The sequence below is a fragment of the Streptococcus mitis genome, from assembly GCF_902159415.1.
In the GTDB taxonomy this organism is placed as follows: Bacteria; Bacillota; Bacilli; order Lactobacillales; family Streptococcaceae; genus Streptococcus; species Streptococcus mitis_BG.
In genome coordinates this window covers 431,369-444,588 of record NZ_CABGJU010000001.1, presented here as the reverse complement: position 1 = coordinate 444,588, position 13,220 = coordinate 431,369, and the positions used below count along the sequence as shown (strand labels likewise).

At 37.4% G+C, this 13,220-nt stretch carries 16 protein-coding genes; 8 read left to right on the top strand and 8 right to left on the bottom strand.

Features of this window, described 5'->3' with window-relative positions:
- The first annotated feature begins 10 nt into the window (after nucleotides 1-10).
- Genes FN031_RS02225 through FN031_RS02215 form a run of 3 tightly spaced genes read left to right on the top strand, consistent with a single transcriptional unit; the run spans nucleotide 11 to nucleotide 2,908 of the window.
- On the top strand, nucleotides 11-2,140 hold the full coding sequence (locus FN031_RS02225; protein ID WP_142557238.1) for a Tex family protein: 2,130 nt from the start codon (nucleotides 11-13) through the stop codon (nucleotides 2,138-2,140).
- Nucleotides 2,127-2,576 (top strand): SprT family protein, encoded by a 450-nt coding sequence (locus tag FN031_RS02220; protein WP_142557236.1) that lies wholly within the window; start codon nucleotides 2,127-2,129, stop codon nucleotides 2,574-2,576. Before FN031_RS02225 ends, FN031_RS02220 begins: the two co-directional genes overlap by 14 nt.
- Nucleotides 2,577-2,635: 59 nt before the next feature.
- Nucleotides 2,636-2,908, top strand: coding sequence for a PspC domain-containing protein (locus FN031_RS02215; RefSeq protein ID WP_142557233.1), 273 nt, complete (start codon nucleotides 2,636-2,638; stop codon nucleotides 2,906-2,908).
- A gap of 56 nt (nucleotides 2,909-2,964) precedes the next feature.
- On the opposite strand, the gene FN031_RS02210 is transcribed toward FN031_RS02215, so the two are convergent.
- Nucleotides 2,965-3,660: a VIT1/CCC1 transporter family protein gene (locus FN031_RS02210; protein WP_142557231.1), complete on the bottom strand. Its 696-nt coding sequence runs from the start codon at nucleotides 3,658-3,660 to the stop codon at nucleotides 2,965-2,967.
- Between the two features lie 191 nt (nucleotides 3,661-3,851).
- Between FN031_RS02210 and FN031_RS02205 the strand changes: the two genes are divergently transcribed.
- Entirely contained in the window at nucleotides 3,852-5,132 is a 1,281-nt protein-coding gene (locus tag FN031_RS02205) for an O-acetylhomoserine aminocarboxypropyltransferase/cysteine synthase family protein (protein WP_142558586.1), read from the top strand.
- A gap of 63 nt (nucleotides 5,133-5,195) precedes the next feature.
- Complete coding sequence (gene radC, locus FN031_RS02200; RefSeq protein WP_142557229.1) at nucleotides 5,196-5,876, top strand: RadC family protein; 681 nt, start codon at nucleotides 5,196-5,198, stop codon at nucleotides 5,874-5,876.
- A gap of 23 nt (nucleotides 5,877-5,899) precedes the next feature.
- Here radC and FN031_RS02195 read toward each other — a convergent pair whose 3' ends face one another.
- The 7 genes from FN031_RS02195 to FN031_RS02165 all read right to left on the bottom strand — a co-directional run bounded on the left by FN031_RS02195 (nucleotide 5,900) and on the right by FN031_RS02165 (nucleotide 10,708).
- On the bottom strand, nucleotides 5,900-6,589 hold the full coding sequence (locus FN031_RS02195) for a gamma-glutamyl-gamma-aminobutyrate hydrolase family protein (protein ID WP_142557227.1): 690 nt from the start codon (nucleotides 6,587-6,589) through the stop codon (nucleotides 5,900-5,902).
- 15 nt (nucleotides 6,590-6,604) lie between these two features.
- Nucleotides 6,605-7,246 carry a redox-sensing transcriptional repressor Rex gene (locus tag FN031_RS02190; protein WP_142557225.1) on the bottom strand — a complete coding sequence of 214 codons (642 nt, stop codon included), beginning with the start codon at nucleotides 7,244-7,246 and terminating at the stop codon, nucleotides 6,605-6,607.
- A gap of 81 nt (nucleotides 7,247-7,327) precedes the next feature.
- Nucleotides 7,328-7,543 (bottom strand): DUF4649 family protein, encoded by a 216-nt coding sequence (locus FN031_RS02185; RefSeq protein WP_075567562.1) that lies wholly within the window; start codon nucleotides 7,541-7,543, stop codon nucleotides 7,328-7,330.
- 12 nt (nucleotides 7,544-7,555) lie between these two features.
- Nucleotides 7,556-7,903 (bottom strand): DUF1831 domain-containing protein, encoded by a 348-nt coding sequence (locus tag FN031_RS02180; RefSeq protein ID WP_075567563.1) that lies wholly within the window; start codon nucleotides 7,901-7,903, stop codon nucleotides 7,556-7,558.
- A 3-nt stretch (nucleotides 7,904-7,906) separates the two neighbouring features.
- Nucleotides 7,907-9,022 (bottom strand): cysteine desulfurase family protein, encoded by a 1,116-nt coding sequence (locus FN031_RS02175; RefSeq protein WP_142557223.1) that lies wholly within the window; start codon nucleotides 9,020-9,022, stop codon nucleotides 7,907-7,909.
- Nucleotides 9,023-9,039: 17 nt separating this feature from the next.
- Entirely contained in the window at nucleotides 9,040-9,984 is a 945-nt protein-coding gene (locus tag FN031_RS02170; protein WP_142557221.1) for a ribose-phosphate diphosphokinase, read from the bottom strand.
- A 154-nt stretch (nucleotides 9,985-10,138) separates the two neighbouring features.
- Nucleotides 10,139-10,708 (bottom strand): CYTH domain-containing protein, encoded by a 570-nt coding sequence (locus FN031_RS02165; RefSeq protein ID WP_142557219.1) that lies wholly within the window; start codon nucleotides 10,706-10,708, stop codon nucleotides 10,139-10,141.
- A gap of 133 nt (nucleotides 10,709-10,841) precedes the next feature.
- Between FN031_RS02165 and FN031_RS02160 the strand changes: the two genes are divergently transcribed.
- The 3 genes from FN031_RS02160 to FN031_RS02150 are packed head-to-tail and all read left to right on the top strand — an operon-like array spanning nucleotide 10,842 to nucleotide 13,205.
- The gene (locus FN031_RS02160; protein ID WP_142557217.1) at nucleotides 10,842-11,513 is read left to right on the top strand and encodes a GTP pyrophosphokinase; all 672 of its coding nucleotides are present in this window, start codon (nucleotides 10,842-10,844) and stop codon (nucleotides 11,511-11,513) included.
- A complete protein-coding gene (locus tag FN031_RS02155) occupies nucleotides 11,497-12,318 on the top strand; it encodes an NAD kinase (protein WP_142557215.1) in 822 nt (273 codons plus the stop codon). Before FN031_RS02160 ends, FN031_RS02155 begins: the two co-directional genes overlap by 17 nt.
- Nucleotides 12,315-13,205 carry an RluA family pseudouridine synthase gene (locus FN031_RS02150; protein WP_142557213.1) on the top strand — a complete coding sequence of 297 codons (891 nt, stop codon included), beginning with the start codon at nucleotides 12,315-12,317 and terminating at the stop codon, nucleotides 13,203-13,205. Before FN031_RS02155 ends, FN031_RS02150 begins: the two co-directional genes overlap by 4 nt.
- Nucleotides 13,206-13,220: the final 15 nt, after the last annotated feature.

Sequence of the window (13,220 nt, the reverse complement as noted above, 5' to 3'; positions counted from 1 at the left end):
TAATAGTTTCATGGATAAAAAATATGAAAAAATTTCCCAAGATTTGGGTGTAACTTTAAAGCAGATTGATACTGTCTTGTCTTTGACAGCAGAAGGAGCAACTATCCCCTTTATCGCCCGTTATCGGAAAGATATGACAGGAAGTCTAGATGAGGTAGCCATTAAGGCTATTATCGACCTCGATAAGAGTTTAACTGCTCTAAATGATCGTAAGGAAGCAGTATTAGTAAAAATAAAAGAGCAAGGCAAGCTAACTAAGGAGTTAGAAGAAGCAATTCTAGCAGCTGAAAAACTCGCAGATGTAGAAGAACTCTATCTTCCCTATAAGGAGAAACGTCGGACCAAGGCAACGATTGCGCGTGAGGCTGGACTTTTTCCACTTGCTCGTTTAATTTTACAAAATGTTTCTAACCTAGAAAAAGAAGCAGAAGCATTTGTCTGTGAAGGTTTCGAAACTCCTCAAGAAGCTTTGGCTGGGGCTGTAGACATCTTGGTTGAAGCACTATCCGAGGATGTTCATTTACGTGCAATGACATATCAAGAGGTACTTAGACGCTCTAAGATTACTTCTCAAGTCAAAGATGAGAGTATTGATGAAAAACAAGTCTTTCAGATTTATTACGATTTCTCAGAGACAGTTGCAAACATGCAAGGTTACCGTACGCTTGCCCTTAATCGGGGGGAGAAGCTAGGCATTTTGAAAATTAGCTTTGAGCATGCGATTGATCGTATTCTATCTTTCTTTAGTGGTCGTTTTAAAGTTAAGAATGCTTATATTGACGAAGTTATTCAGCAATCTGTTAAGAAAAAAGTATTACCAGCTATTGAGCGTCGTATTCGCACTGAGCTAACAGAAAAGGCAGAAGAAGGAGCTATCCAACTCTTCTCAGAAAACCTTCGAAATCTTCTCCTTGTTGCACCTCTTAAAGGGCGCGTGGTCCTTGGATTTGACCCTGCCTTTCGTACAGGTGCCAAGCTTGCAGTTGTAGATGCGACTGGGAAGATGCTGACAACGCAAGTCATTTATCCCGTTAAACCAGCTTCAGCTCGTCAGATTGAAGAAGCAAAGAGAGATCTGGCAGATTTAATTGGCCAATATGGTGTGGAAATCATTGCTATCGGTAATGGTACTGCTAGTCGTGAGAGCGAAGCCTTTGTAGCTGAAGTACTTAAAGATTTTCCTGAGGTCAGCTATGTCATTGTAAATGAGAGCGGTGCATCTGTCTACTCAGCTAGTGAACTTGCTCGTCAAGAGTTTCCTGATTTAACCGTTGAGAAACGCTCTGCTATTTCGATTGCTCGTCGCTTGCAAGACCCACTTGCTGAGTTGGTTAAAATCGACCCCAAATCCATCGGTGTCGGTCAATATCAGCACGATGTTAGTCAAAAGAAACTGTCTGAAAGTCTTGACTTTGTTGTGGATACAGTCGTTAACCAAGTCGGTGTCAATATCAATACAGCTAGTCCAGCACTACTGTCACACGTAGCAGGACTTAACAAAACCATCTCTGAAAATATCGTTAAGTATCGAGAAGAAGAAGGTAAAATCACTTCACGCGCCCAAATCAAGAAAGTTCCTCGTCTAGGTGCTAAGGCTTTTGAGCAGGCTGCAGGTTTTCTCCGTATCCCTGAAAGTAGCAATATCCTTGACAACACAGGTGTTCACCCAGAAAACTATGCTGCTGTAAAAGAACTCTTCAAACGTTTGGACATTAAAAACCTAGATGAAGAAGCGCAAGCCAAACTCAAATCTATTTCAATTAAGGAAATGGCACAAGAGCTAGACCTCGGTCAAGAAACTCTTAAGGATATTATTGCAGACCTTCTAAAACCAGGTCGTGATTTCCGTGATTCTTTTGATGCCCCAGTCCTTCGTCAGGATGTTTTGGATATCAAGGATTTAAAAGTTGGGCAAAAACTTGAAGGAGTTGTTCGCAATGTCGTTGATTTCGGAGCCTTTGTGGACATTGGTATTCATGAGGATGGTCTGATTCATATCTCTCACATGAGTAAGAATTATATCAAACATCCAAGTCAAGTCGTTTCAGTTGGTGATTTGGTAACCGTTTGGGTTAAGAAAATCGATGTTCAACGCGAAAAAGTAAATCTGTCGCTCCTTGCACCAGATGAATCTAACTAATTACGTCAGACAAGTTTCTTTAGAAGATTTTGGGAAACCTTTTAACCACGAGGCTCAATGGAACAGTCGTTTACGGTCGACAGGTGGACGATTTTTCCCTACGGATGGGCATTTGGATTTTAATCCCAAAGTCTATCAAGAACTTGGTTTAGAGGTTTTTCGGAAAATTGTCCGTCACGAACTCTGTCATTATCATCTATACTATGAGGGCAAGGGGTATAAACATAAAGATGTAGCCTTTAAGAAACTGTTAAAAGAAGTAGACGGGCTCCGCTTTGTTCCTCCCTTATCAAGTGTTAGTCAAACACCAGCTCTAGTCTATACTTGTCAGACTTGTCACCAAACCTATCAACGAAAGCGACGAATTGATACCAAACGTTATCGTTGTGGTCTCTGTCGTGGTAAACTCATTTTGCAAAATCCGCCTAAGGACTGATGCAGGGTGTTTTAGTTCATGTTATACTTATTTCAAGAATACCGAAAGAGGTACAAACTATGAATAAAAAATTTTACAAAATGAGACGAAATCGTATGATATCAGGAGTGCTTGCTGGACTCTCTGATAAATGGGATCTTGATGTTACTCTTGTACGCTTCATTTTTGCTATCTTTACAATCGCAAACTTCGGACTTGGAATCATCATCTACATCATCCTAGCCTCTATCTTGCCAACCAAGGAAGATATCGAAGCAGAAATGTACGGAACAGGACCACGCAAAATCAAAGAAGCTGAACCAATCAAGGATGACGAAGGTTGGTTTTGGTAATTTTTATTAAATCTTTACATTCTGACAAGCAAAAAAGATACCTTGAGGTATCTTTTTTAAATACTAAACAACTGACCCAATAGATAGGTAACTCCCATGGTCAAAAGACCGATACAAAGGTTACGAATCATAGCTGTTTTAGTTGGGGCTTTCCCAAGTTTGGCACTGGTATAACCTGTAATCAATAGAGAAATCGCAACGATAAAAACAGTAGCAGGGATTCGATAGTCGCTTGGAAAGATGATAATAGAAAGCATTGGGGCTAGGCTACCAAGAACAAAAGCGATAAAGCTAGATGCCGCAGCATGCCAAGGATTAGTAAACTCTTCATACTCGATTCCGTATTTTTCCTCAACTAAGGCTTTAAGTGGATTTTTAAGAAAAGCTTTATTGACTAAAAGTTGAGCTGAAGTTTCACACTCACCATTTTGAAGATAAGCAGCATAGAGAGATTTCTTTGCAGCCTCGATATCCTTATCCAAAAGTAATTGTTCACGAGCTACAGCGGCTTCTTCAGTGTCTTTTTGAGTAGATACTGAAACATATTCACCTCCAGCCATAGAGAAGGCACCCGCTAAAATGGCAGCCAAACCTGAAAGAAAGATTATCCAGATATTACTTGTTGCACTGGCAACCCCGATAACAACTCCAGCGATGGAAATGATCCCGTCATTGGCTCCTAGCACACCAGCACGTAGAATATTTAAACGACTAGCGAAGTTTGAATCAATTTCATGTGTATTTTCTGACATAGTCTTCTCCTTTATATTCATTATAAAGTATAGGAATAGTGAATACAAACTTTTTAAACTATCTGAAAAAAGTTTTTCAATTCTAATAAATGTCATAGCTGTTTCTTATGCCAATGTATAATAAAGTTGTATTTGTAACTTCCAGACACAGATGATACAATGAATGTAATGAAATCTTTGGAGGTCTGATGATGACTCGTGAATTTAAATTTGAAACCCTACAATTGCATGCAGGACAAGTGGTAGATACGACTACCAAGTCTCGTGCTGTACCAATTTACCAAACAACATCTTTTGTATTTGAAGATACACAGGAGGGTGCAGACCTTTTTGCCCTTCAGAAAGCTGGTAATATCTATACTCGTATCACTAACCCAACAACTTCAGCCTTTGAAGAGCGTATTGCAGCTCTTGAAGGTGGTGTTGGTGCTCTTGCCACAGCTTCTGGAATGGCAGCTCTTACTTACACTATTCTTGGTCTTGCTCACGCAGGTGATCATGTTGTTGCAGCTTCAACTATCTACGGTGGGACCTTTAACCTTTTGAAAGAAACCCTTCCTCGATATGGCATTACCACAACTTTTGTAGATATTGATAATCTAGAAGAAGTAGAAGCAGCAATTGGGGAAAATACCAAACTTGTTTTGATTGAGACTTTGGGAAATCCCGTTATCAACATTCCAGATATCGAAAAGATTGCTGAAATAGCTCACAAACACCAAATTCCTTTGGTTGCTGACAATACTTTCGCAACCCCTTATCTCATCAATGTCTTTTCTCACGGTGTAGATATCTCAGTTCACTCGGCTACTAAGTTTATCGGAGGACATGGAACAACTATCGGTGGTGTTATCGTTGATAGTGGGAAGTTTGACTGGGCAGCTTCAGGGAAATTCCCTCAATTCGTCAATGAAGATCCGAGCTACCATAATTTAAGCTATACTCGTGATGTAGGTGCTGCAGCCTTCATCGTTGCTGCTCGTGTTCAATTGCTTCGCGATATGGGAGCTGCCCTTTCACCATTTAACTCATTCTTGCTCCTACAAGGTCTTGAAACACTATCTCTCCGTGTTGAACGTCATGTTCAAAATGCTGAAAAAATTGTTGATTTCCTAGTGAACCATCCTAAAGTTGAAAAAGTTAATTATCCAAAATTAGCTGATAGCCCTTATTATGCCTTGGCGGAGAAATATTTACCAAAAGGTGTTGGTTCAATTTTTACCTTCCATGTTAAAGGTGGAGAAGCAGAAGCTCGTAAAGTGATTGACAACTTAGAAATCTTTTCAAACCTAGCCAATGTGGCAGATGCCAAATCATTAGTCGTTCATCCGGCAACTACAACCCATGCTCAGTTGTCTGATTCTGACTTAGAAGCAGCAGGAGTAACAAAAAATCAAATCCGACTTTCAATCGGTCTTGAAAATGTCGATGATTTGATTGAAGATTTGCGTCTTGCACTTGAAAAAATCTAAAAATAACTAGTTTTTATGAAATTAAGCATCCTTCTCACGAATAATAAAGTGAGGAGGATTTTTATGTATAGTATTTCATTTCAAGAAGATTCTCTCTTACCTAGAGAAAGATTAGTAAGAGAAGGAGTAGGAGCGCTAAGCAATCAGGAATTATTGGCTATATTATTAAGGACAGGTACCAAACAAGCCAATGTCTTTGAAATTGCCCAGAAGGTCTTAAATCAGCTAACATGCTTAACGGACTTAAAAAGAATGACTCTACAGGAATTGCAGACTTTATCAGGTATTGGACGTGTAAAGGCTATCGAATTACAAGCCGTTATTGAATTAGGCTACCGTATCCATAAAAGGGAAACAGTGGAAATGGAGAGTATTCTTAGCAGTCGTAAATTAGCTAAAAAGATGCAGTCTGAGCTTGGAGATAAAAAACAAGAGCACCTAGTGGCGCTCTATCTGAATACTCAAAATCAAATTATTCACCAGCAGACCATTTTTATCGGGTCTGCCACGAGAAGCATTGCTGAACCGAGAGAAATTCTCCACTATGCTTTGAAGCATATGGCAACATCTGTGATTCTGGTTCATAATCATCCATCAGGAGCAGTAGTTCCTAGCCCCAATGATGACCATGTTACGAAGCTTGTTAAAGAAGCCTGCGAATTAATGGGATTGGTCTTATTGGACCATTTAATTGTCTCTCATTCTGATTATTTTAGTTACCGCGAGAAGACGGATATGATATAAAAAACCTGTATATGATACAGGTTTTACAATTCATTCACGATATAGTTAAAGAGTTCTTTGTCCTTAGGACGATTCTCAAAAAGAAATTCTGGATGCCATTGAACACCAAGATAAGGGAAGCCGTCCGTAGTTGTAACAGCTTCGATAATACCGTCCTTAGGATCATGAGCTACAACCTTTAGATTCGAAGCTAAATCTTTAATGCTTTGATGGTGGAAAGAGTTGATATGAGAAATTTCCCCATAGATTTCTCGAAGAATAGTGTCTGGTTCAGTAATTAGTCTCTGAGTTGTATACTCAGCAGAAGTATCCTGCCAATGATCCTCAATATCTTGATAGAGAGTACCACCCATAGCGACATTAAAGAGTTGAGTTCCACGACAGACAGAGAAAATAGGTTTCTTTTGTTTGATGGCTTCTTTGATGAGTGCTAGCTCAAAAACGTCTCTTTGAAGATGATAGTCATCGCTATCGATAGTCTTTGATTCGCCATAGTACTTTGGGTCTACATTTTGTCCACCAGTTAGGATCAATTTATCTATTAAGCTAATGTAGTAACTAGCTATTTCTTCATCACCAATTGGTAGGATAATGGGGATTCCTCCAGCTTCTTTAACACCTTCAACAAAGCCTTTGGCAGCATAACTCATCATAAGCTCATCGTCAGGATGGGCTTTTTCATTTCCTGTAATCCCAATAATTGGTTTTTTCATAAATGATTTCGCTTTCTAATCCTCTTTACGCATAAAATAGAGGAGAGTTTGCAATTCACTAGTCAAATCAACATATTGCACGACAACATCTTTAGGTAGATGAAGGTGTACGGGAGAAAAACTGAGTATCCCTTTAATACCTGCATCAACCAGGAGATTTGCAACTTCTTGTGATTTTACACTAGGGACAGTCAAGATAGCAGTTTTTACATCAGCATCTTTGATTTTATCTTTAATTTGGGAAATACCGTAAATAGGGATACCATCTTCTGTAACTGTTCCGACTTCTGGATGTTCGTCCAAATCAAAAGCCATAATAATTTTCATTTTATTGCGTTCATGGAAACGATAGTGGAGGAGCGCGTGCCCCATATTCCCAATACCTACTAACATAACATTGGTGACTGAATTGTCATTTAAAAGATCAGCAAAAAATGTCATTAGTTTGTTGACATCATATCCAAATCCTCGACGCCCAAGCTCACCAAAGTATGAAAAATCACGTCTAACAGTTGCAGAGTCGATGCCAATAGCTTCAGCAATCTGTTTAGAATTAACTCTTTCCATTCTTTCCCCATTGAAACGTTTAAAAATTCTGTAGTATAGAGAAAGTCTTTTCGCTGTGGCCTTCGGAATATCAAATTGTTTTTCTTTCACAATATCACAACCTTTCTATATTCTATTTTATAGTAACTTTGTGAGAAAAGCAACATATACAAGAAAAAACTAAGAAATATCTTAGTTTATCTTTTTTACATCAAAAGTCGTTAAAAAACGATACAAGTCTCCAATATATCCGCGATAAATGATTTTATCCTGATAGCTTAGCGAAGTCACTTCATAGAAATCCGGTAATGTAACACATCCTGATAAGGATAGCATTAGTTCATCATAATCTTGATAAGATAAAGTCCGTTCAACTTGATAAGCATCTAAATAGGTTAGTCGAAACATTATTCTATCTTTCTATTTTTCGGTTTTGGTAAATACACCACGTTCTACCAAACTATCCATTAAGAAATAGAACTTTTCTTGATGGATTTTATGATCTTCAGATTTGAAGATGTCAACCAAGCGTAAGCCGAACTTATCAGTAATATTGATTTTAGCACCTGTTAGGTCTTTGTTAATAACAATCTTAAGTTGGAAGCCTTCGCCACTATTTGGAACTTTCTCAAGAAGGCGAGTTAATTCATAGTTACCAACCTTAGTTTCATAAAAAGTGTTATCTTTAAGTGTAAATTTTTTAATAGAAGGGCTGATAGTGTATTCGTAACGACAATTTTTAAGTTGAATAGTTTTTTCAAATGCCATTTATTAATCTCCAATTATTTCTTTTAATGTGTTTACAAGTTGAATGATCTCTTCATCAGTATTCTGAGGTGACAAACTAATTCGGACAGACTCTTGAAGTCGATGTGAATCATTTCCATAAAAAGCTTTTAGTACATGACTTGTTTGTACAATTCCTGCTGTACATGCTGAACCTGTAGAAATAGAAATGCCAGCTAAGTCCATTCGAAGTAGAAGCAAATCATTTTTTTGCCCTGGAAAACCAAGGTTTAGGACATAAGGAAGTTGCTCTTTCCCATGATTGATGTAGTAGTTCAAGCTACTAATCTTAGTTAGAAATAGGTCCTGCAATCTTTGTACAGCTTGATAGTTTTCAGTTTGTTTAGATAATTCTTCTTTAATGGCAGCTACCATTCCTACGATTGCTGGAAGATTTTCTGTACCTGCTCTTTTTCTATGTTCCTGATCTCCACCATGGATATAGGAATCAAAGTCCATATTAGAAGCATAAAGGAAACCTACGCCTTTTGGCCCATGGAATTTATGCCCAGACGCTGAAAGAAAGTCAATTCCTAACTCTTCTGGTTTGATGGTTAGTTTACCTACAGCCTGAACAGCATCTACGTGATAGACAGCTGAGTGATTTCTAACGACCTCTCCAATTTCAGTAATCGGCAAAATAGTTCCAGTTTCATTATTTACATACATGGTAGATACTAGAATAGTATCATCACGAAGTGCATCTTTTACTTGTTTAGCAGTAATCTCCTGGTCATAAGGTTGCAAAACAGTCACTTCAAAACCAAAATTTTCTACAAGATACTCGATTGGTTCAAGAACAGAGTGATGTTCGATAGCGGTAGTGATAATATGTTTTCCTTTGTGCTGGTGTCTGAGGCAGTAACCAATAATAGCTGTATTGTTACTCTCTGTACCTCCAGCAGTGAAAAAAATATGTTGAGGTTTCGTACTTAATAATTCAGCCAAGTCTTGGCGAGCTTGTCGTAATAATTTGCCAGCTTGACGACCATGACTGTGAATACTTGAAGCATTTCCATAAATATCTTGCATGACTTGTGTCATAGCAGAAATAGCTGCTGGTGACATTGGAGTCGTGGCAGCATTATCCAAATAAATCAAAAGATCACCTTTTCTATTTATTTAAATAGTGGACTAACCGGTTTTCTCTCATGAATACGTACCATAGCATCACCAATTAACTCACTTGCAGTGATGTATTTTACATTCTTAGGGGTTTTACCTTGAGTAGCCACTGAGTCAGTAACAAGAATTTCTTTAATATTGCTAGCATCCAATAAATTTGCAGCGTCATCAACAAATAGTCCATGGCTTGAAACTGCATAAATCTCAGTAGCACCATCTCGTTCAACAATTTTAGCTGCTTCTGAGAATGTACGACCAGAATTTAAAATGTCATCGATTAGGATAGCTTTTTTACCTTCAACTTCACCGATAATATAACCTTGGTTACGTTCTGAATCATCCTGAGCATAGTCGATAATTGCGATTGGAGCATCAAGGTATTCAGCAAGACTGCGAGCACGTTTAACACCAGAGTTTTTAGGACTAACGACAACCACATCTGGTCCAACAAGTCCTTTATCACAATAGTGTTTAGCAAATAGAGGAACTGTATATAAATTGTCAACAGGGATATCGAAGAAACCTTGTACCTGAACAGCATGTAAGTCCAAAGTAAGTACACGGCTTACGCCTGCTTTTACCAACATGTTAGCAACTAGTTTAGCTGTCAAAGGCTCACGAGAAGAAGCAATACGATCTTGACGTGCATAACCAAAATATGGAAGAACAACGTTAATGGTGTTTGCACTAGCACGGACACAGGCATCAACTGTGATTAAAAGTTCCATCAAATGATCGCTAACAGGATAAGAAGTAGATTGAATGATATAAACATCATATCCACGAACACTTTCTTCGATATTGACTTGAATTTCTCCATCAGAGAACTGACGAGAAGAAATTCTACCGAGAGGTACTCCAGCAGCATCTGCAATCTTTTGTGCAATTTCCTTATTGGAATTAAGAGCGAAAAGCTTCATGTTTTTTGTATCTGACATTGATAAACCGTCCTCTATAATTATCTGAATCTTATACCCAAAAACAGTTAATAATGTATTGTTTTAAAAATTAAACAATACATTATTAAAGTTTCTATGAAAAAGATTTCAATTATTTTTATCCCTTCTATTCTACCAAAAAAAGTAGATATTTTCAGTCTTTTTTACTTTTTTCTATAAATCGAACTAATTTAGATGGTGCTTTCTGATATTCTATATGATTTTTTTCTAAAAAAGCTATAAAATCAATAGTTCCCTTAGCCTCGTCAGCAACTTCTAATTCGAGTTCATAATCAGTTACATCAAAATAGAGACTTTCATCAAGAGCCATTAGACCAATGTCTGTCTCTTTTTCATAACGAACGGTCGTTAAACACCCTAAAACAAGCCAGTCTGTAATTTGAATACCACGATTTCTTAATTCCTGAAGGACTAAACCGTCGGGAATAAGAGCTTGATCTATAGCGTTGCCAGCTTCCTCAAGGCTAAGTTTCTGATTGTATTCCATATTACCTACATCTTGAGGAATTTTAATAGTTAATTCAGCACTATCTTCAAAAGTCCGAATACGCATGGCTATCTTATTGCTACGTAGCTTATAGTCACAAGTATCTATGTAGTAGTTATTTTGAGTAATAGGAGTAATATCTGAAAAATATTCCTTTAATTTTATATAGTCTTCTTTTTTTAGAAGAGTTTTTAATTCTATTTCTAAATGTTTCATTTTGAGAACCTTTTATTTTGTTTGAAAGCGATTTATGGTATAATAATAACTGTATTTATTGTATATGATTTTTGCATGAAAATCAAAGAGTAAATGAATATTGTAGCTAAAGAGAGGTGAATCTATAACATATATGATTACTGAATGGGAAGAATTTTTAGATCCTTACATTCAAGCTGTTGGCGAGTTAAAAATTAAACTACGAGGGATTCGAAAACAGTACCGTAAGCAAAATAGACATTCACCAATTGAATTTGTAACGGGACGTGTTAAACCTATCGAAAGTATCAAAGAAAAAATGATTCGTCGTGGAATTAGCTGTGATACCTTAGAACAAGATTTACAAGATATTGCTGGCTTACGAGTTATGGTTCAGTTTGTAGATGACGTTCAAGAAGTTGTCTCAATTCTGCGTAAAAGACAGGACATGAGAATTATTCAAGAACGTGACTACATCAAACATCGTAAAGCTTCAGGATACCGTTCTTATCATCTAATCATCGAGTACACAGTTGATACGATTAACGGTTCAAAGACAATTTTAGCTGAAATTCAAATCCGTACCTTGGCCATGAATTTTTGGGCTACAATTGAACACTCTCTCAACTATAAATATCAAGGAGATTTTCCAGAAGAAATAAAGGAACGCTTGGAAATTACAGCTAGAATTTCTCACCAGTTAGATGAGGAAATGAGCAAGATTCGATATGATATTCAAGAAGCACAAGCACTCTTTGATCCTTTGCATCGGAAATTAAATGACGGGGTAGGAAATAGTGACGATACAGATGAAGAATACAGGTAAAAGGGTTGATCTGATCGCCAACCGTAAGCCTCAAAGTAGAAGAGTTTTATACGAGCTAAAAGATCTCTTAAAAAAGAATCATTTCATACTTAATGATAAAAATCCTGATATTGTTATTTCCATTGGAGGAGATGGAATGCTTTTATCTGCTTTTCACAAGTATGAGGATCAGTTAGATAAGGTTCGTTTTGTAGGGGTTCATACGGGACATCTTGGTTTCTATACTGACTATAGAGATTTTGAATTAGATCAACTAATTACTAATTTACAGTTGGATACAGGAGCTAAGGTTTCGTATCCATTATTAAATGTCAAGATTTATCTAGAGAATGGTGAAGTAAAAGTCTTCCGTGCTCTAAACGAAGCTAGTATTCGAAGAGCTGATCGAACTATGGTTGCCGATGTCGTGATAAATCATGTTCCTTTCGAACGCTTTCGAGGAGATGGATTGACTGTATCAACTCCAACAGGAAGTACAGCCTATAATAAATCACTCGGTGGAGCAGTCTTACATCCGACGATTGAAGCCCTTCAATTAGCTGAAATAGCTAGCCTTAACAATCGGATCTATCGTACCTTAGGTTCATCAATCATTGTTCCTAAAAAGGATAAAATAGAAGTTATTCCAACTCGAAATGACTATCATACGATTTCTATTGACAATAGTATTTATTCTTTCCGTAATATCGAAAGAATTGAATATCAGATTGATCACCACAAGATTAACTTCGTGGCAACTCCAAGTCACACAAGTTTCTGGAACCGTGTAAAGGATGCCTTTATCGGCGAGGTTGATGAACAATGAGGTTTGAGTTTATTGCTGATGAGCACGTAAAGATAAAAACCTTTCTCAGAAAACATGAAGTCTCCAAAGGCTTGTTGGCTAAAATTAAATTTCGAGGTGGAGATATTCGAGTTAATGACCAATCACAAAATGCAACCTATTTATTAGATATTGGGGATCAAGTAGTGATTGACATTCCTCCAGAGGAAGGGTTTGAAACACTGGAAGCCATAGATTATCCCTTGGATATTTTGTTTGAAGATGATCACTTTCTAATTCTAAACAAACCATTTGGGGTGGCCTCTATTCCTAGTGTTAATCACTCAAATACTATTGCTAATTTTATTAAAGGTTACTACGTAAAACAAGCTTATGAGAATCAGCAGGTTCATATTGTGACACGGCTTGATAGAGATACCTCTGGATTGATGCTTTTTGCTAAACACGGCTATGCGCATGCAAGGCTAGATAGACAACTTCAGAAAAAAAGTATCGAAAAACGGTACTTTGCTCTTGTAAAAGGAGCAGGTGTTTTAGAACCAGAAGGAAATATCATAGCTCCCATTGCGAGAGACGAAAATTCTATCATCACAAGGCGTGTAGCCAAAGGTGGTAAATATGCTCACACAGAATACAAGGTCATAGCAGCCTATGGTGACATACATTTAGTCGACATTCGATTGCATACTGGGAGAACACACCAAATCCGTGTTCATTTTTCACATATTGGTTTTCCCTTACTTGGAGATGACCTCTATGGTGGAAGTTTAGAGCATGGCATACAGCGTCAAGCGCTACATTGCCATTTCTTATCTTTTTATCATCCTTTTCTTGAAGAACAGTTGGAAATATCATCTCCACTGCCAGATGATTTTAAGAATTTAATAACTAAGTTATCAATTAATTAATATTAAAGGAGAAAA

Bases quoted from the DNA above. Each gene is read 5' to 3' on its own strand.
- FN031_RS02160 (WP_142557217.1), top strand. From the start codon at position 10,842: ATGATTACTGAATGGGAAGAATTTTTAGATCCTTACATTCAAGCTGTT.
- FN031_RS02210 (WP_142557231.1), bottom strand. From the start codon at position 3,660: ATGTCAGAAAATACACATGAAATTGATTCAAACTTCGCTAGTCGTTTA.
- FN031_RS02205 (WP_142558586.1), top strand. From the start codon at position 3,852: ATGACTCGTGAATTTAAATTTGAAACCCTACAATTGCATGCAGGACAA.
- radC (WP_142557229.1), top strand. From the start codon at position 5,196: ATGTATAGTATTTCATTTCAAGAAGATTCTCTCTTACCTAGAGAAAGA.
- FN031_RS02185 (WP_075567562.1), bottom strand. From the start codon at position 7,543: ATGTTTCGACTAACCTATTTAGATGCTTATCAAGTTGAACGGACTTTA.
- FN031_RS02180 (WP_075567563.1), bottom strand. From the start codon at position 7,903: ATGGCATTTGAAAAAACTATTCAACTTAAAAATTGTCGTTACGAATAC.
- FN031_RS02170 (WP_142557221.1), bottom strand. From the start codon at position 9,984: ATGTCAGATACAAAAAACATGAAGCTTTTCGCTCTTAATTCCAATAAG.
- FN031_RS02195 (WP_142557227.1), bottom strand. From the start codon at position 6,589: ATGAAAAAACCAATTATTGGGATTACAGGAAATGAAAAAGCCCATCCT.
- FN031_RS02225 (WP_142557238.1), top strand. From the start codon at position 11: ATGGATAAAAAATATGAAAAAATTTCCCAAGATTTGGGTGTAACTTTA.
- FN031_RS02215 (WP_142557233.1), top strand. From the start codon at position 2,636: ATGAATAAAAAATTTTACAAAATGAGACGAAATCGTATGATATCAGGA.
- FN031_RS02150 (WP_142557213.1), top strand. From the start codon at position 12,315: ATGAGGTTTGAGTTTATTGCTGATGAGCACGTAAAGATAAAAACCTTT.
- FN031_RS02155 (WP_142557215.1), top strand. From the start codon at position 11,497: ATGAAGAATACAGGTAAAAGGGTTGATCTGATCGCCAACCGTAAGCCT.
- FN031_RS02165 (WP_142557219.1), bottom strand. From the start codon at position 10,708: ATGAAACATTTAGAAATAGAATTAAAAACTCTTCTAAAAAAAGAAGAC.
- FN031_RS02220 (WP_142557236.1), top strand. From the start codon at position 2,127: ATGAATCTAACTAATTACGTCAGACAAGTTTCTTTAGAAGATTTTGGG.